The organism is Bacillus sp. B28, from assembly GCF_029536185.1.
Taxonomy (GTDB): Bacteria; Bacillota; Bacilli; order Bacillales; family Bacillaceae; genus Bacillus; species Bacillus halotolerans.
Map to the genome: position 1 here is coordinate 1,809,125 of NZ_CP120511.1, position 17,173 is coordinate 1,826,297.

At 41.0% G+C, this 17,173-nt stretch carries 20 protein-coding genes and 2 pseudogenes; 19 read left to right on the forward strand and 3 right to left on the reverse strand.

What is annotated here, in order from left to right; genetic code table 11:
• Positions 1-82 precede the first annotated feature (82 nt).
• Positions 83-196: an XtrA/YqaO family protein gene (locus tag P3L57_RS09120; protein WP_158003514.1), complete on the forward strand. Its 114-nt coding sequence runs from the start codon at positions 83-85 to the stop codon at positions 194-196.
• 171 nt (positions 197-367) lie between these two features.
• A complete protein-coding gene (locus P3L57_RS09125; RefSeq protein ID WP_254665042.1) occupies positions 368-595 on the forward strand; it encodes a hypothetical protein in 228 nt (75 codons plus the stop codon).
• 35 nt (positions 596-630) lie between these two features.
• Here P3L57_RS09125 and P3L57_RS09130 read toward each other — a convergent pair whose 3' ends face one another.
• Positions 631-897, reverse strand: a complete 267-nt coding sequence (locus P3L57_RS09130; protein ID WP_059292755.1) for a hypothetical protein — start codon at positions 895-897, stop codon at positions 631-633.
• Positions 898-1,354: 457 nt separating this feature from the next.
• Here P3L57_RS09130 and P3L57_RS09135 point away from each other — a divergent pair, with 457 nt between their 5' ends.
• The 7 genes and pseudogenes from P3L57_RS09135 to P3L57_RS09155 all read left to right on the forward strand — a co-directional run bounded on the left by P3L57_RS09135 (position 1,355) and on the right by P3L57_RS09155 (position 4,485).
• Entirely contained in the window at positions 1,355-1,819 is a 465-nt protein-coding gene (locus P3L57_RS09135) for a hypothetical protein (RefSeq protein WP_059292754.1), read from the forward strand.
• A 125-nt stretch (positions 1,820-1,944) separates the two neighbouring features.
• A complete protein-coding gene (locus P3L57_RS20730) occupies positions 1,945-2,187 on the forward strand; it encodes a poly-gamma-glutamate hydrolase family protein (RefSeq protein WP_069486550.1) in 243 nt (80 codons plus the stop codon).
• 139 nt (positions 2,188-2,326) lie between these two features.
• A pseudogene (locus tag P3L57_RS20735) lies at positions 2,327-2,456 on the forward strand (hypothetical protein).
• Positions 2,457-2,472: 16 nt separating this feature from the next.
• Entirely contained in the window at positions 2,473-2,922 is a 450-nt protein-coding gene (locus P3L57_RS09140; RefSeq protein ID WP_059292752.1) for an ArpU family phage packaging/lysis transcriptional regulator, read from the forward strand.
• Positions 2,922-3,314 (forward strand): annotated as a pseudogene (locus P3L57_RS09145) (tyrosine-type recombinase/integrase); the annotation flags it as partial. The gene P3L57_RS09140 and the pseudogene P3L57_RS09145, both read left to right, overlap by 1 nt.
• A gap of 342 nt (positions 3,315-3,656) precedes the next feature.
• Positions 3,657-3,845: a hypothetical protein gene (locus P3L57_RS09150; RefSeq protein ID WP_024121464.1), complete on the forward strand. Its 189-nt coding sequence runs from the start codon at positions 3,657-3,659 to the stop codon at positions 3,843-3,845.
• A 163-nt stretch (positions 3,846-4,008) separates the two neighbouring features.
• Positions 4,009-4,485 carry a putative periplasmic lipoprotein gene (locus P3L57_RS09155; RefSeq protein ID WP_069486551.1) on the forward strand — a complete coding sequence of 159 codons (477 nt, stop codon included), beginning with the start codon at positions 4,009-4,011 and terminating at the stop codon, positions 4,483-4,485.
• A 425-nt stretch (positions 4,486-4,910) separates the two neighbouring features.
• Here the strand turns inward: P3L57_RS09155 and P3L57_RS09160 are convergent, their stop codons facing one another.
• Both P3L57_RS09160 and P3L57_RS09165 read right to left on the reverse strand, forming a co-directional pair.
• Entirely contained in the window at positions 4,911-5,357 is a 447-nt protein-coding gene (locus P3L57_RS09160; protein WP_059292750.1) for a YrvL family regulatory protein, read from the reverse strand.
• A gap of 260 nt (positions 5,358-5,617) precedes the next feature.
• The gene (locus P3L57_RS09165; protein ID WP_069486552.1) at positions 5,618-6,175 is read right to left on the reverse strand and encodes a hypothetical protein; all 558 of its coding nucleotides are present in this window, start codon (positions 6,173-6,175) and stop codon (positions 5,618-5,620) included.
• A gap of 119 nt (positions 6,176-6,294) precedes the next feature.
• Between P3L57_RS09165 and P3L57_RS09170 the strand changes: the two genes are divergently transcribed.
• From P3L57_RS09170 to P3L57_RS09215, 10 genes are all read left to right on the forward strand, one after another.
• Positions 6,295-6,897 (forward strand): TetR/AcrR family transcriptional regulator, encoded by a 603-nt coding sequence (locus P3L57_RS09170; protein WP_044155825.1) that lies wholly within the window; start codon positions 6,295-6,297, stop codon positions 6,895-6,897.
• A 178-nt stretch (positions 6,898-7,075) separates the two neighbouring features.
• Complete coding sequence (locus tag P3L57_RS09175; RefSeq protein ID WP_069486553.1) at positions 7,076-7,750, forward strand: MBL fold metallo-hydrolase; 675 nt, start codon at positions 7,076-7,078, stop codon at positions 7,748-7,750.
• Between the two features lie 374 nt (positions 7,751-8,124).
• Positions 8,125-8,991 (forward strand): ACP S-malonyltransferase, encoded by an 867-nt coding sequence (gene fabD, locus P3L57_RS09180; protein WP_024121471.1) that lies wholly within the window; start codon positions 8,125-8,127, stop codon positions 8,989-8,991.
• Between the two features lie 452 nt (positions 8,992-9,443).
• Positions 9,444-10,409: an acyltransferase domain-containing protein gene (locus tag P3L57_RS09185; RefSeq protein ID WP_059335772.1), complete on the forward strand. Its 966-nt coding sequence runs from the start codon at positions 9,444-9,446 to the stop codon at positions 10,407-10,409.
• Positions 10,410-10,414: 5 nt separating this feature from the next.
• Positions 10,415-12,718: an ACP S-malonyltransferase gene (fabD, locus tag P3L57_RS09190; protein WP_069486554.1), complete on the forward strand. Its 2,304-nt coding sequence runs from the start codon at positions 10,415-10,417 to the stop codon at positions 12,716-12,718.
• Positions 12,719-12,811: 93 nt separating this feature from the next.
• Positions 12,812-13,060, forward strand: coding sequence for an acyl carrier protein (locus P3L57_RS09195; protein WP_024121473.1), 249 nt, complete (start codon positions 12,812-12,814; stop codon positions 13,058-13,060).
• Positions 13,038-14,285, forward strand: a complete 1,248-nt coding sequence (locus P3L57_RS09200; protein ID WP_044155819.1) for a beta-ketoacyl synthase N-terminal-like domain-containing protein — start codon at positions 13,038-13,040, stop codon at positions 14,283-14,285. Before P3L57_RS09195 ends, P3L57_RS09200 begins: the two co-directional genes overlap by 23 nt.
• The gene (locus tag P3L57_RS09205) at positions 14,286-15,548 is read left to right on the forward strand and encodes a hydroxymethylglutaryl-CoA synthase family protein (RefSeq protein ID WP_069486555.1); all 1,263 of its coding nucleotides are present in this window, start codon (positions 14,286-14,288) and stop codon (positions 15,546-15,548) included.
• Entirely contained in the window at positions 15,536-16,318 is a 783-nt protein-coding gene (locus P3L57_RS09210) for an enoyl-CoA hydratase/isomerase (RefSeq protein ID WP_083244464.1), read from the forward strand. The genes P3L57_RS09205 and P3L57_RS09210 overlap by 13 nt, the downstream gene beginning before the upstream one ends.
• A 43-nt stretch (positions 16,319-16,361) precedes the next feature.
• Entirely contained in the window at positions 16,362-17,111 is a 750-nt protein-coding gene (locus tag P3L57_RS09215; protein WP_059292742.1) for a polyketide synthase, read from the forward strand.
• Positions 17,112-17,173: the final 62 nt, after the last annotated feature.

Here is a 17,173-nt window from a genome sequence, read left to right on the forward strand (position 1 = left end):
CTATTATACCATACGGGGGCGTTTACGGTGAACTGTCCAAAACATATAGAAAATCTGGAACAGGTACTTAATCAAATTGAAAATGACAAAAATTACGTCCAAGTTAACGGAAATGCCAGAGCACGGGAAAACCATCGTGCAAACGTCAAAAGGCAATCTTTCCAGAATTGATTTTGAGATCGGATATAAAATGTGACGCAGAGGGGCCGGTCCTCTCTGCAATATGGGAGGAACGGACATGGATAAATTGCAGGAAATTATAAGTGACTTGTCATTGTGGCAATTAGCTTCTGAGGAGGAGCTGCAGCCATGTGATATAAACGCAGGGCCTTGCTACATCATCGAAAAGAGATATGTCAAAGAAATTATGATCGGCTTCATGAAAAAGCAGCAGGCAATCATCGAGGAAAACAAGCGCCAGCAGGAGATAATGGTCCATCAATTCCGGCAGGCTCAGGCTGACGATCTGAAAATGGTTGGTAAGGACGCAATTATTGCAAAAAGAGACAAGACAAATGGCTGGCTGATTGGGGCGATTGCAGTGGTTTTATTCCTTACGATTGCCGTTCTACCGGGAGTGATTGGGAGTAACTAGGCTAGGGGAAGAGGAGGCTCATAGCCTCCTCATAGTTAACTTGAATAGTAGGCGGTATAAGATCCATCAGGATAAAAAGTAACATTGTCTAAATAATATGTTGTTCCGTTTATAGTGATTGTTGGACCTGGCTCTGGATCAGAAGGTAATCCACGAACAACTAGGGTTCCTAATGCAGATACTTCCTTTGTTGTACTTTCTTCAGAATGAGTATTAGTAGGGCTTGCAGCAAAGGCAGGAGCAGCGGAAACGAGTAAAGCAAGGGACAATGCAGAACCAGTTAAAACTTTTTTCAATTTCATTTTAAACACTCCTTTTGTTTTTAGTACAACTGTATTATTACATGAAATGAAAAAGTATCCAAGGGAATTTTTGTTAGTAATTTGTGAACTTAGTTTAAATATATAAATCCGCCCAGATGCCAGCTGCCCGAAATGCGGCTGCAGCATGGGCGTTGAGGAGGAATTTGTGTGATGGATTACAGGCAAGTTCATAAGCTGAAAATCTTGCCGGAATACTTCAAGTAATATCCCTTGTGGCTCTAGCGCCATCCCACTTTTTGGTTGTGCGAATAAAGTCGTACTTTTGGCGATTTTGTACGAATAAGATCGTATTCATTATCAATTATATATTTGTAATCGAGAATAGAAAACAAATAATCTAGTAGAAAATAAAATAAAGCCCAAAAATATGATTGTCATTAATTTACTAATATGTTAATATTTTTATTGTGCAAAGCAACAATATGGGGGGAATAAAATGGTGAAAAAGATTCTTACTTTGTTTAGCGTACTTATTTGCTTGGCGATCAGTCCGTTTGCAACGGCGAATGCATCATCATTGAACTCTGAAAAACCGACTGCGAATTCTGTAACCCCGGCTGCTTCGTGTTATGACTCTTACGATTTTGACTTTGAATTTTCCGCCAAACTCACGGGAGTAACCAGAGCCCTTTGTGCAGGAACCTTGAATGTTTCAGGAGAAATTTATGCTACTGGATATGAATCGGAAGACGAAACGACAGTATTAGTTGAGATTAAAAAAGATGTATTGGGCACTGACCCAGTGATCGACAGTTTTACAATAGATGTTGCAGATGGTGAAACCACCTATTTTGATGAGGATTTAGTAGATATACCAGCAGGAAATTATTATATGGTCATGAAAAAACAATCAGGTTCATATTGGTATTTTGAAGGATCTGGAACAATTTCAACTTATTAAATACAAAAATATGCCTACACCAGAAGAGGTGTGGGCATATTTTTGTAGAAAAGTGTTTACATCGTAAACAGTCTAGCATGTTAAAGTTGGCGGCACTGATCGAGTAAGAGCGCAGAAATTAACGGATGTACTTAACCAAGCCGGATTTTCTGCGTAGTTATTGGCGGAAGACAGCCGACTTGCAGGAAGACCCGGAAAATATCGCAAATAGAAATAGAACTGGCAAGAGTATTCAGCTTGAACTTAGTACCGGTTTACGAAAGGCTATGTTCAATAAATTTAATCTCTTTGACCGTTATGTATCACAAAATGAACAGTTTTATAAATTTACAGAATTAATTTCTAAATTCGCGGATGAAAATTATTAGAATAATAGATAAAATAGAAGTATGAATATAAACGTAATTAAAATTAAATAAGTCCAAGACGGAAAGCCTGCGGACACTGAACTTACAGCATTAAAGCTGTTTGTTTGGTGTCCGTTTTTTATTTGAACGGAGGGATGGCATGAAGAAGAGGAAGAAAAAGCCCAATAAAAACGCACAGGAGCGTTCTGAACGGTTTTGGCGGCAAATGATGGGTGCAAGATAGGCAAACATTGAAAAGAGGCAAAGGCGGGGCTTTAAGACGCAAATAAACGGGAGGGTAAAAATATGAATCAATTAACATTAAACATTCCTCAGATTGACGAAGAAGCGACTAAATTAAAAGCAGAGAAGCTGCTTGATCAATACCGGATATATCTCTTACAGGTGCCAGATGATTTTTTGCCAAAGGTTACACCAACTTACAGCATTGTTCCGCCAAGCATTACGAATGAATTTCATTCATCGACGGAAGATGCAGCGTTAAAGCGTCTTGATTGGGAGATTCAGCGTGACAAATTCTTAAAAAGGATTCAAAAGGCTGTTAACCGGCTTTCTCAAAGAGAACGGCAGATCATCTTCATGCTCTATATGAAGCCGGAAGAAATGTACGATTATGAAGTATATGCAGAAATCGGAATGAGCCAGCGAAGTTACTATCGTGTAAAGGCAAAAGCTCTCTATAGGCTGGCGTTTGCTCTAAGAGAAGAAGTCTACAAGAAAGGGGCAGCTTCTTAATGAATTTTGTTCAGCCTATACGTGATCCGGAATGTATTTTCTACATCAAGAGGTTTTTAAAAGAGCAAAACATGAGGAATTACATGCTATTTGTGACCGGTATCAATTCAGGGCTCCGCATATCGGATATTCTGCAGCTGAGAGTAAGAGACGCTAAACGGCCATACTTCAATCTCATAGAAAAGAAAACGAAAAAGAAAAAGAGAATCGACATGACGCCTGCTCTTCAAAGAGAATCTAAGGCCTATGTCGAAGGGAAAGAGGATCATGAATTTCTCTTTAAAAGCCGTGAAGGGATTAACAAGCCAATATCCCGGTCGATGGCATACAAGATTCTCAGGGCGGCTGCTGAGTATGTTGGTTTGGATGACATCGGCACTCATACATTGAGGATGTGTAAAGCCTTACGTATATTAATTAAAGATTGAATGCGTCTAACGCAAGGCTTTAACTAAGCGCAAATAAAGTGTTGAAGGTGTTACGCTCAGATAAAATTATTATCTTAGATTCTTTTTTATATTCGTTAAGGCGCTTTCCCGTCGTGGGGAAGGCGGAAGGCGCTTTTTTATATTCTCTGTAAACTGCTTCCGGTAAATCTCAGGATAGACAATTGGCGGTACGGTGGCAGTTTAGAAAGAATAAATATGTGATTAAAAGGGAACCGTTCGACAAATTTTGCGAACTGTTTCATTTCTAGTCCTCTTGTCTGATAATAAATCTAGAGGTGAAAGTTTATGAAATTTGAAGTTGTTTTTTGGTTTGATAATGAAAATTTAAGAACAGCTAAAGTAATTGCAGAATCTGAGAAAGCACTTATAAAAGAATTGCAAGAATGTGAACATTGGTATGAGTTTGAAGATGGTAAGCGTATAGCAAATGTTAATATGCGACTTGTCACGCAATTTGATGTGAAAAGAAAATAAAAAAGCATCCCTCGGGGTGCTTTTTTATTTGGGTAGCTGCGCGATGCAGTGGCACATGTGAACAGAGGAAAGGAAGTATGGAGGAGGGATTAACTTTTGTCTATTAAAAAGTAGTTTGAAACAATCATGTAAGGTATACTCTTCTCATAATGGAGGGAGTTACATGAAATACATAATAATTACTTTGATATCTATTGGACTGCTTGCTGGCTGTTCAACCAGCAATGAAACGAAAAACAATGACACTGCGAAACAGAATGAAATAAACAAGGAATCAAACACAGATGGGTTGTCTATAGATGATGCTGGTGTTACTCAAGAAGACGAGTCTACAGACACAGCACGTACAGAAGTTAACGAAACAGTAAAGGAAATTGCTGCTCAAGCGTCATACGAAGAATTAAATGTAAACGATCCACCAGTTGATAAAGTTGTGAAGATAACTGGTACAGTCGAGAGTGTAACGGATAAAGATTCGTTTATAATTTCTCAGGAAGAAGACGGTGAAAAGTGTTTGTATCTAGTGATGAACATGAGTTATTTAACATTAACTAAGGGTGATAAGGTTTCAGCTTACGGCCCTGTGCAAGAAGGTGAAGAGACACCGGTGATTACAGGCGTTCTAGTAGAAAGAGAGTAAGACATCCGATTGTGTGTCTTTTTATATTGGCAAAGGAGAGATTATGAATAGGATACAAAATATTCGAAGGAGCATTAAAGATGACTAAGCAATTCATCAAAAAGATTTTATATGTATCTTCACTCGCGAATGAAAGGGCAAAGAGTGAGGGCTATGCCCTTAAACCTATGAGAATATGAACCGCCTTTGGTTGCCCGATCCTGCCTCACCCGTAGCCGGGGCTGTGATGCACACTAGACACAGCAACAAGAAGAAACGAAACAATAACAAGTTTTTAGACATATTTTGATTTTTGTTTTGCATTCCAGGTTTCATTCCTCTAATTGTTTTACACTTTCTCGTTGACCATATAAGAAAGTGAGGCGACGAAAATGACATTACACCATAAAACCGCTTGAATCAATCACAAGCAGCTTTTTATCGGTTCATGTTTTAGGCTGATCATCAAATGCTAGTTCAGTGAACGCCATAAATGCTGATATGACAAAGAGTAATGCGTCCGGAATATAAATAGAATCCATAAAGTAATCTACTAAACAAATTGTGATGAAATTAGCGATGAAATAAAAAACAAATGTGAAAAGTGCTGTTTTTCTGATAGAAAGTGAATGAATCATGATCAAAGAAACGGCTTTTGTTAGAGGGTCTATAACCAGTCCGGCAGCAAAGCATCCCAATATAAAAAACAATAAGGTTTGATTGGAATCGTATGTGATGCCGAGAATGGCAAATAGCCCTTTCATGCCGAAGAAATAACCGCCGAAGATCACAGCAGCTGCAATTGTGATAAGGAGGGCAATGGATACAATCACTATTATTTTTGAGCTTGGTTTTAAGTCTTTAAATGGCGTGTCGTGTTCTTTCTGGCTCACGTATTACACTCCTTACATGTTAGTGATTCACAATACAGCAGAATTCATCCCGAATATACTAAAATAATAATAAAAACAGGATATGTTTCCTAGGCAAGTGCCTAATGAAAAAAGCGAAAATCCGGCAGGTATACTGAGAAAGCAGAGGCTTTTTTCATATAAGCTCCTTATCTAGATGACTTGCATAAAGTGTAACATATATTTACAAAAGTGAAAAAATCCTTTTTCTATTGAAAAAGGATTTTTTAGCGGGACTAATTTTAACTTCTGAGATTTTTTGAAGCTTTCGCTTTTTTCGGCCAGATAAAATAACTGGCGGTGATCAGGCAATCAATGCCCAGAATGACTGTCCATAGCTTTAAAACACTGCCCAGAGCTTCGGTACGGGCAGCATCATTAATAAAATAAATCATCCCGGCCAGCAGCCCGGCACCAATAAGGTAAGCGAGCACATGTCTGATCAAGCTTTTCGCATAATGTTTCGCATGATCCATTCCATAGCGCACAAGCGGTTTTGAGCCTTGCTTTGTTACATAATAACGGAATTTTTCATCCGCCCATTGGATCATTTGCTTGCCGAAAGCAATCGATACGCCGATGTACACTGCAGCAATCGCGTGCGCAGTAGTCGCAACGGCTCCGCGGTATAAGTCCGCGGACGTCATTATTAACAAAATCAGGTCAATGACAGGGGTTAAGGCAAAAAGAAGCAGCCCTAATTTATCTTGTTTAAATAGATAGCGTACGACAAGGCCTAACACTATTACAACCCAAAATCCTATTTCGCAGAAGACAATCATCCAAGCGACACTGTTCAATCTGTTCCCCTCTTTCCAATACAGTTGTATTATTTAATATGATTTTACCATCTGCATTTTTATAAAACAACTGTATTATAAAAATTGCTCTTTGATTTTTTTCTTGGTAAAATAATGATATGCCAAAACAAATTGACCATGAAAAAAGAAGAAAACACATTGCAGAAGCGACATGGCGGGTGATTTTAGAACGAGGGATGGAGGGGGCCTCAGTCAGAAACATTGCCAAAGAAGCAGGACTGTCGTTAGGTGCGCTTCGCCATTATTTTTCAACTCAGGATGAATTGCTTGTTTTTGCAATGAAACTTGTGAAAGAAAAGGTGACAGACCGCATTAATGAAATTGCTGCCCATGATTTGCCGCCTAAAGAAAAAGTGTTACACATACTGCTTGAAATTGTCCCGACAAATGCTGAAACGATTAGAGAGATGGAGGTATGGTTTGCTTTTACTGTTTATGCGAGACATAAAGACAATATGTTTGATGAGGGACATGACGAAATTTACAAAGCAATTCGAAATCTGATTGACTACTTGGACCAGCTTCATTTATTGCAAAAACATGCTGATAAAGAAATAGAAGGAGAGAGGCTGTACGCTTTAATCGATGGCTTGGCTTTACATGCGATGTTTGACCCTCGCCGTGTGAATAAAGAACGGATCAAACGTGTGATTATGCAGCATTTACAATCTATCTGCGTGGATGAATCAGCCCAAGAGTGAATAGGTTACTGTAAAAAGTTATTCTTAATGGACAAGTCTCCAAAAAGAATAACTTTTTTTATGAGAATCAAGCCGTAACTGCAAGAATGAATTGAAGAATGGAAAAGCCGCATGCCGTTTGGTAAAGTGGGAATGGAAGAGAGAATGAAAGAACTTCATATTGATAGGAATGGTGAAAATGGTTACTTATGCGGTACATACGATCAAAACATTTCATCACAGGTGGACTAACTATTGTTACATCATTGAAGATATTGTAAGCCGATCTGCAATAGTTGTTGATCCATCATGGGAATTGAGTAAAATAACTAATAAACTTTCTGAGCTGGAGGTTGATTTATCAGCAATTCTTTTAACGCACTCTCATTATGATCATGTAAATCTTGTTGAGCCGCTCTCGGCATTATTTCATCCTCAAGTGTATATGTCGAAAACAGAAATCGACTTTTACCAATTCAGATGCAAAAACTTAATTGCTCTTCAAGACCTTGAAACCATCAGCATAGGAATGACGAAAGCGCAATGTCTGCTTACACCTGGGCATACAGCCGGCGGGATGTGTTATTTATTTTCAGAAAGTATATTCACAGGAGATACGATTTTTACGGAAGGATGCGGGATATGTGAAGATCATGGCAGTTCCGCAGATGATATGTTCGACAGTGTTCAGAGGATAAAATCTATCGTTTCCCCAGAAGGGCGGGTTTATCCGGGGCATTCATTTGGTCAAGCACCAGGGCAAACAATAGGTGAGCTTTTAAAACATAATATTTATTTTCAGATTGATAAAAGAGAATATTTTGTGAAATTCCGCAATAGAAAAAATCAAAGAGGCATTTTTGATTTTAAATAAGTGTTTCCCGAAATCATTCTATTAGACTATTTTCTTTCTGCATCCGAAAGATTTGCCTTTTGAAAAATGATGACAAAGCACGGGTTGATTTTATTAAGTGATGAAATGAAGCTTATGTATCATCATCTTTTGGCACAAATGATATGAAGGTCTATTTTCTCATGTTTTACAGCGTGTCCTGATTCTTTATACCTTTATTGAAAAATGCAGAGAAAAAACGATGGAATGTGTAGGAAAAATTAACTTGACGGATAATATTTACAGAGGTTACCATCAACATGAACATGCTACTATTTATCCGGGGCAATACTTATATTTTTTATAACGTAAGTCAGCAGGTAATTATATATGCGGGGAAGGGTGGCTTTAATAGAATGATCACATATGTTTTTCCGGGACAGGGTTCACAGAAACAGGGAATGGGCAGTGAGTTATTTGATGAGTTTAAAGAACTGACGGCACAAGCAGATGAGATCTTAGGGTATTCTATCAAACGCCTATGCATAGAAAATCCTTATTCAAACTTAAACAAAACGCAATTTACTCAGCCGGCCTTATATGTAGTGAACGCATTAAGCTACCTGAAAAAAATACAGGAAACAGACATAAAACCCGATTTTGTTGCCGGGCACAGCCTTGGAGAATACAATGCGCTATTTGCGGCTGAAGCCTTTGATTTTGAGACGGGGTTAAAGCTTGTCAGAAAAAGAGGCGAGCTGATGAGCATGGTAAGCAACGGCGGTATGGCGGCCGTTATGGGACTAAATGAAGAACAGGTTTCAGAGGTTTTGATAGATCATCATTTACATGCGATTGACATTGCGAATGTAAATGCTCCTTATCAAATTGTGATTTCAGGTCAAAAAGAAGATATTGACAAAGCCGCATCCATCTTTGAAGCCAAAACAGACGTTACGATGTTTCTCCCCTTAAACGTCAGCGGTGCGTTTCATTCCAGATACATGAATCATGCAAAGCAGGAGTTTGAACAGTTTCTTGACACTTTTCATTTTGCTCCTTTATCTATTCCGGTTATTTCTAATGTATATGCCAGACCGTACTCTTCTGAAGTAATTAAGCCGACACTGGCGGATCAAATCAACCATTCGGTAAAATGGACTGAAAGTATACGCTTTTTAATGGAAAAAGGTCAAATGGAGTTTGAGGAAATAGGACCGGGAAATGTGTTAACAGGATTGATCCGCCGCATTGAAACAGATGCGGAACCTATGACACGCTAAACCGATTTCTATACCAAAAGGCCTCAAATTCGGGTCTAAAGTATACGCGATGCATGATTCGATAGACACTGTTAAAACGGAAAGAATTTATATACTGTTACATAATGAGGCTGATAAAAAAAGTTCGCTCTCTAGCGGACATTTGCACTATCGCAGTCAGTTTTTATATGACGATAAACCATCGCTCTCCTTTCAAGAGAACCGCCCTTTATTTCAAAAACATCTAAGTCATAATAGAGTCGATGTTTTTGGCGATGCCAAAATGATTCACATCAAATTCAGATGCTTCCAAGATCACTTCATTAACGAGCTTCCACATCCAGAACAACAAAACGAAAGCATTTTTCCATTCATGTTATAAACCATATAACGAGGCTTTTCTCACAGGCAGGCCAGCATCATCATATTTCCGTAACTCACCTATAAATACATAAAAAAAGAAGGTTATACAAATGAATGAACCACTCGTTTTTATGTTTTCCGGACAAGGCTCTCAGTACTATCATATGGGAAAAGAATTATTCAGCGGAAACACCGTTTTTCGCCAATGTATGCTTGAAATGGATGCCATTGTCTCTCGGCGAATCGGCATATCTATAGTCAATGAAATGTATCATCCCGCTAAGCGTGTATCGGATCCGTTTGACCGTGTCCTTTATACGCACCCCGCTATTTTTATGGTTGAGTATTCTTTATATCGGGTTTTCGCAGAAAAGGGAATCCAGCCTGATTACGTGCTGGGGGCAAGTCTGGGAGAATTCGCGTCAGCTGCTGCTTCCGGTGTTTTAGACGCAAAAGAGATACTGGAATGCATACTTGAACAGGCTACCGTCATCGAAAAATACTGCGATAAAGGAAAAATGCTGGCTATACTCGACAAACCGCAACTATTACTTGATCATCCGCAGCTATTTGAAAATAGTGAATTAACCTCCATTCATTATGATTCGCACTTTGTCATTTCGGGAGAAAGTGAAAACATACAGCAGATCACTGATGTCCTGAGAGAGAACGAGATTCTCTGCCAGCCGCTGCCTGTATCCTACGGATTTCATTCTTCCCTTATTGATCCTGCAGAAGATATATATAAAGAATTTTTAAGATCAAAATCTTTTAAACACCCTAAAATTCCGTTGGTATCCTGTTTAACGGGAAGCAGCATTCGCGAGATTCATAACGATTTCTTTTGGGATACTGTAAGAAGACCAATGAGATTTCGAGAAGCTATTCAATTTTTGGAAAGTCAGCATACGTGCTATTTCATTGATTTGGGGCCTTCAGGAACCTTAGCTGCGTTTGTTAAACAATTAATCTCGGGAGATTCAGCGAATCGCTGTTATTCAATCATCACACCATTTCATCAGGAGCTGAAAAATCTGGAGATGGTTGAGCGTTTACAGAAACTAGAAAGGAAGTAAACAAGATGATTACATATGTTTTTCCGGGACAAGGCTCCCAGCAAAAAGGAATGGGACAAGGACTTTTTGAGCAATATCAGTATTTGACGGACCAAGCAGATCAAATACTAGGATATTCAATCAAAAAACTTTGTACTGAACTAGGCTATTTCGATGTCAATCATACTCAATATACTCAGCCGGCTTTATACGTGGTCAATGCACTCAGTTATTTGAAAAAGCTGGAGGAGACCGGAGAAAAACCTGATTTTGCGGCGGGGCATAGCTTAGGAGAATACAACGCCCTGTTTGCAGCAGGCGCATTTGACTTTGGGACAGGCTTAAAGCTGGTGAAAAAAAGAGGCGAGCTGATGGGACGGATTACTGGAGGCGGTATGGCTGCGGTGATCGGTTTAGATAAGGAACAAGTTGCATCCGTATTAGAAGAACATCATTTACATACGATTGATGTGGCAAATGAGAATACACCTCGGCAAATTGTGATTTCCGGGCAAAAAAAAGATATTGAAAAAGCGAGAGCTGTTTTTGAAACCATCCAGGATGTAAAGCTGTTTCACCCATTAAACGTAAGCGGAGCTTTTCATTCCAGGTATATGAATGAAGCAAAACAAGAATTTAAGCAATTTATAGAAACTTTCCATTTTTCGCCTTTGTCTTTTCCAGTTATCTCGAATGTATATGCAGAGCCTTATCAACAGGAAAGGCTGAAAGATACCCTGTCTCAACAAATGAACAGCACGGTTAGATGGACAGACAGCATTCGTTTTCTTATGGGAAGAGGAGCAATGGAGTTTGAAGAAGTCGGTCCTGGAAAGGTGTTAACCGGCTTAATTACCCGCATAAAAAATGAAGCGGAGCCGTTAACACATCATGCTGATTCAACAGAGAAAAATGCCTCTAATGGCCAGCAAAATGAACAAGCAGAGAGTGACGCCCATTCAGCTCGAATGTCTGCTGAAATTACAGCTCATTCATTAGGAAGTGCCGAGTTTAAAAAAGACTATCAACTTACATATGCTTATCTTGCAGGAGGAATGTACCGCGGTATTGCTTCGAAAGAAATGGTTGTAAAGATGTCAAAAGCGGGGATGATGGGATTCTTTGGCACGGGCGGTTTGGATCTGAATGACGTTGAGGACGCGATTCTGTCTATTCAAGGCGAATTGGGGCAGGGACAAGCCTATGGCATTAACCTGGTGCACAATATGAAGCATATTGAATCAGAAGAAAAAATGATTGATCTTTTATTGAAACATAATGTGAGACATTTGGAAGCCTCCGCATTTCTAAGTGTCACTCCTGCTTTAGTAAGATATCGCGCCAAAGGATTGAAACGGCGTCCAAACGGTGAAGTGACATGTGCAAATCGAATAATAGCGAAAATCTCAAGGCCGGAGGTTGCCGAATCCTTTATGAGTCCTGCGCCGGAGAATATGGTAGAAAAGCTTTTAAGAGAAAACAAAATCACAACGAGTGAAGCTGAGTTATTGCGGGAGATCCCTGTGGCAGAGGATATTTGTGTGGAAGCCGACTCAGGCGGTCATACGGACGGCGGTGTCGCATACAGTTTGATGCCGGCGATGACATTATTAAGAGACGAAATGATGAAAAAGTATCGATATAACAAAAAAATACGCGTCGGTGCGGCAGGCGGGATAGGAACTCCTGAGGCGGCGATGGCTGCCTTTATGCTCGGTGCTGATTTTATCTTAACCGGCTCAATCAATCAGTGTACGGTTGAAGCGGCCACAAGTGACAGAGTGAAAGATTTATTGCAGCAAATGAATGTTCAAGATACGGCGTATGCGCCAGCGGGTGATATGTTCGAATCGGGCAGCAAAGTGCAAGTGCTGAAAAAAGGTGTGTTTTTTCCGGCGCGAGCCAGCAAGCTGCATGAACTTTACCAGCGATTTGGATCATTGAGTGAGATCGATCAAAAGACCTTAACTCAGCTAGAGGAGAAATATTTTAAACGCAGTATCGAAAAAATATATGAAGATATTAAATTACACTATCCATCGGCAGAGATTGAGAAGGCCGAACGGAATCCGAAACATAAGATGGCATTGATTTTCAGATGGTACTTTAGGTACAGCTCGCAATTGGCGATCAGCGGAAGCGAAGAGTCTAAAGTCGATTATCAAGTTCACTGCGGCCCGGCGTTAGGAGCTTTTAATCAATGGGTGAAAGGCTCGGAATTAGAGAGCTGGCGGAACCGTCATGTGGATGACATCGGGAAAATATTAATGACAGAAACCGCAAAGTTACTTAACGACAGAATTGCATTATTTTCTCAAAAGGCGCTTTAAAGTCTATTGTGCAATAATAAAAGATTGAATATTGCGAAAGAAATGGTTGAAGCCTGCATGTTTAACATTCCATTTAAAGGAGAGACAAACGTTATGAATAAACAGAAAGTCTTCGAAGTATTGATTACTAATATTTGTGAGGTTCTTCCGGAATTGGACGGACACCGTTTTGAGCCTGAAGATCGATTAGCTGATTTAGGGGCTGATTCTGTAGACAGGGCTGAAATTATAACCATGGTGCTTGAGGATTTATCATTAAAAATCCCTCGTGTCGAGCTGTCTGGTGTGAACAACATCGGCGAATTAGCTGAGGTGCTTTATGACAAAGTACAATCCGCCTGAGATTTTGGTGACCGGTGTCGGAGTAACGGCAGCGATCGGCCAAGGGAAAGAGGCTTTTGTTTCTTCGTTATTGTCTGGGAGGCATGCCTTTGAAGTGATGCAGCGCCCTGGCAGACAAAAAGACAGCCGGTTTATTGGAGCTGAAATTCCCTCGTTATCTTATCCGGACCGTCTTTCTAAGAAACTGCTAAGAAAAGCGTCATTTTCCAGCCGAGCTGCTTTGGTTACTCTCTCAGAAGCCTGGGAGGAGGCGAAGTTAGACGATGCTGGTTCCGCACGTATCGGGCTGGTAGCAGGAGGATCGAACTTTCAGCAAAGAGAGACCCTCCAGCTTTATGAGAATTATAGGGACCGCTCTGGTTTCATGTCGCCAGCATATGCACTGTCTTTTATGGATAGCGATCTTTGCGGTCTTTGTACAGAACAGTTTGGAATTACCGGTTTAGCTTATACGGCGGGAGGTGCTTCCGCAAGCGGCCAGTTGGCGGTGATTCAAGCAATTGAGCAAGTCCTGTCAGGAGAGGTTGATATTTGCATCGCACTGGGGGCGTTAATGGATATTTCCTATATGGAATGTGAGGCGCTCAGGGCTTTAGGCGCTATGGGAACGGATAAATATGCTGATGAGCCGGAAAACGCGTGCCGTCCCTTTGACCAGAACAGAGATGGATTTATTTATGGAGAATGCTGCGGCGCATTGGTGATAGAACGAAAAGATACGGCTGTCCGCCGGGGCGTAAAACCCTATGCAGCATTGTCTGGATGGTCTATCAAAGTAGACGGGAACCGAAACCCTGATCCTTCTTTAGAAGGGGAGATCCATGTCATACAAAAGGCATTGGAGCGAGCCGGTCTCACACCTGAAGAAATTGATTACATAAACCCTCATGGCACGGGTTCTTTCATTGGAGATGAAATTGAATTGAAGGCGCTGCATGCTTGCGGTCTTTCTCATGCTTATATAAACGCAACAAAGTCAATAACCGGGCATGGGCTCAGTGCAGCAGGCATTGTTGAGATTATTTCTGTACTGCTTCAAATGAAAGAATCACGCCTGCATCCGAGCCGGAATTTACATGATCCAATTGATCCTTCCTTGCATTGGGTGAAGGATCAATCAATTTCACACGACATAAAAAACGCGTTGAGTTTAAGCATGGGTTTTGGCGGAATGAATACCGCTGTTTGTATACAAAACATTGAAAAATGCGGAGGCGAATCATAAATGGTTTCTGCTGGAATAGAAGCGATGAATGTCTTTGGCGGAACGGCATACCTTGATGTCATGCAATTAGCCAAGTACAGACATTTAGATACTGCTAGATTTGAAAATTTATTAATGAAGGAAAAAGCGGTAGCACTGCCTTACGAAGATCCTGTGACCTTTGGAGTGAATGCGGCTAAACCGATTATTGATTCACTAAGTGACGCAGAGAAGGACAGGATTGAATTGCTGATCACCTGTTCCGAATCTGGGATCGATTTTGGAAAATCATTAAGCACCTATATCCATGAGTATTTAGGGCTCAATCGCAACTGTCGTTTGTTCGAAATAAAACAAGCCTGTTATTCAGGAACTGCCGGATTTCAAATGGCAGTGAATTTTATATTATCCCAGACGTCTCCGGGTGCCAAAGCACTGGTCATCGCCAGTGATATTTCCCGTTTTTTAATCGCTGAAGGCGGAGACGCTTTAAGTGAGGATTGGTCCTATGCCGAACCGAGTGCCGGAGCGGGAGCAGTGGCTGTTTTGATAGGCGAAAATCCCGAGGTGTTTCAAGTTGATCCCGGGGCAAACGGCTATTACGGCTACGAAGTGATGGATACGTGCCGTCCCATTCCCGACAGTGAGGCGGGAGATGCTGACCTGTCTTTAATGTCATATTTGGATTGCTGTGAACAAACGTTCTTGGAATATCAAAAACGTGTACCTGGGGCTCATTATCAAGATACGTTTCAATATCTAGCCTACCATACGCCTTTTGGCGGAATGGTGAAAGGGGCGCACCGGACGATGATGCGTAAGATGGCAAAGGCGAAAACGGCCGAGATAGAAACTGATTTTTTGAAACGGGTACAGCCGGGATTGCTCTACTGCCAAAGGGTCGGAAACATTATGGGAGCCGCATTGCTTCTGGCGTTGGCTAGCACTATTGACAAAGCGCAGCTTGACTCGCCTAAACGAATCGGCTGTTTCTCCTATGGTTCAGGCTGCTGTTCTGAATTTTACAGCGGAATTGCAACGCCTCAAGGCCAACAACGCCAGCGCTTATTTGAAATCGAGAAGCACTTGGACAATCGATATCATCTTTCAATGGATGAGTATGAAACGCTGTTCAAGGGAAGCGGGATGGTCCGGTTCGGAACTCGTAATGTCAAGCTGGATCTTGAGATGATTCCGTGGATATTGCAGTTTCATCAAGAAAAGCCGAGGCTGTTTTTAGAAGAAATTTCTGAGTTTCATCGCAAGTACAGGTGGATGTCGTGACATACCAAACGATTAAGGTCCGGTTTCAAGAGTCAATTTGCTATCTAACCTTTCATCGTCCTGACGCTAATAATACGATCAATGACCAATTAATCGATGAATGTTTACAAGTGATGAATCAATGTGAGACATCTTCCGTTACGGTCATAGTTTTAGAGGGGCTCCCGGAGGTATTTTGTTTCGGAGCGGATTTTCAAGAAATATATCAGGAGATGAAAAGCGGCAGAAAACAAGCGAGTTCTCAAGAACCCCTTTATGATTTGTGGCTGAAATTGCAGACTGGTCCTTTTGTCACCATTTCACATGTGCGGGGAAAAGTAAATGCCGGAGGTCTTGGATTTGTGGCTGCCAGTGATATTGTCATTGCGGATCAAACTGCATCATTCAGTCTGTCCGAGTTGTTATTTGGTCTTTATCCAGCTTGTGTGCTGCCATTTCTGATTCGCAGGATCGGCTATCAAAAAGCGCATTATATGACATTAATGACAAAACCGATTTTTGTTCAGGAAGCCATGGAATGGAGCTTGGTAGATGCCTGTGACGCTCAAAGCGAGGTCCTGCTGAGAAAGCATTTATTGCGCTTGCGGCGGTTAAATAAAAAGGCAATTGCGCGGTATAAACAGTTTATCAATTCATTGGATGACCGCCCGCGCCGTACGAAATCCATGGCTTTAACTGAAAATCAAGACATGTTTTCCGACCCTCAAAATCAAATGGGCATCATAAGGTACGTTGAAACGGGGCAGTTCCCTTGGGAGAAGAGCCCGTAAACTGTGTGAAATACATACAATCAGAAACCGTTAGGAGGACATCATGACGCATTCTGTTGTAGAGCTTTTTGAAATCGAGCCCGCTATTATTCAGGTCAAGATGCATGACCGTGCTCATAAAAACGCGTTTTCGCAAGAACTCACAGACGGATTAATTCAAGCGTTCGAATTCATTCGCAATCACCAAAGCTATAAAGCAGTGATTTTAACGGGATACGACAATTATTTTGCTTCAGGCGGAACACAAGAAGGATTGCTGAGAATCCAGCAAGGAATCACCAAGTTTACTGATGATAATCTCTATTCTCTGGCACTTGATTGCAGAATTCCCGTCATTGCTGCCATGCAGGGTCACGGAATTGGGGGCGGCTTTGTCATGGGGCTCTTTGCTGATTTTGTTATTCTGAGCAGGGAGAGCGTGTATACCACTAATTTTATGAAATACGGGTTTACGCCGGGTATGGGAGCCACTTTTATCGTTCCCCAAAAACTCGGGTTCAGCTTGGCGCAGGAGTTATTAATGAATGCGGGCAATTACCGGGGAGCCGATCTCGAAAAAAGAGGAATCCCCTTTAAAGTCCTCCCTCGATCTGAAGTTTTGGAGTATGCTGTGGAGCTGGCGCGTGAGCTGGCGGAAAAACCGAGAAACTCCTTAATTACACTAAAGGACCACTTGGTTGCGCCGCTTCGCGAGCAGCTTCCCAGCGTGATAGAACAGGAGCTCGTTATGCATGAGAAAACATTTCATCAAGACGAAGTCAAAACGAGAATCACAGGTTTGTATGGGAATTAATTGAATTAGAAACGATCGTCGTGTGATACATAAAAATGTGCAGGTGAAATGGAGGCAGCTCT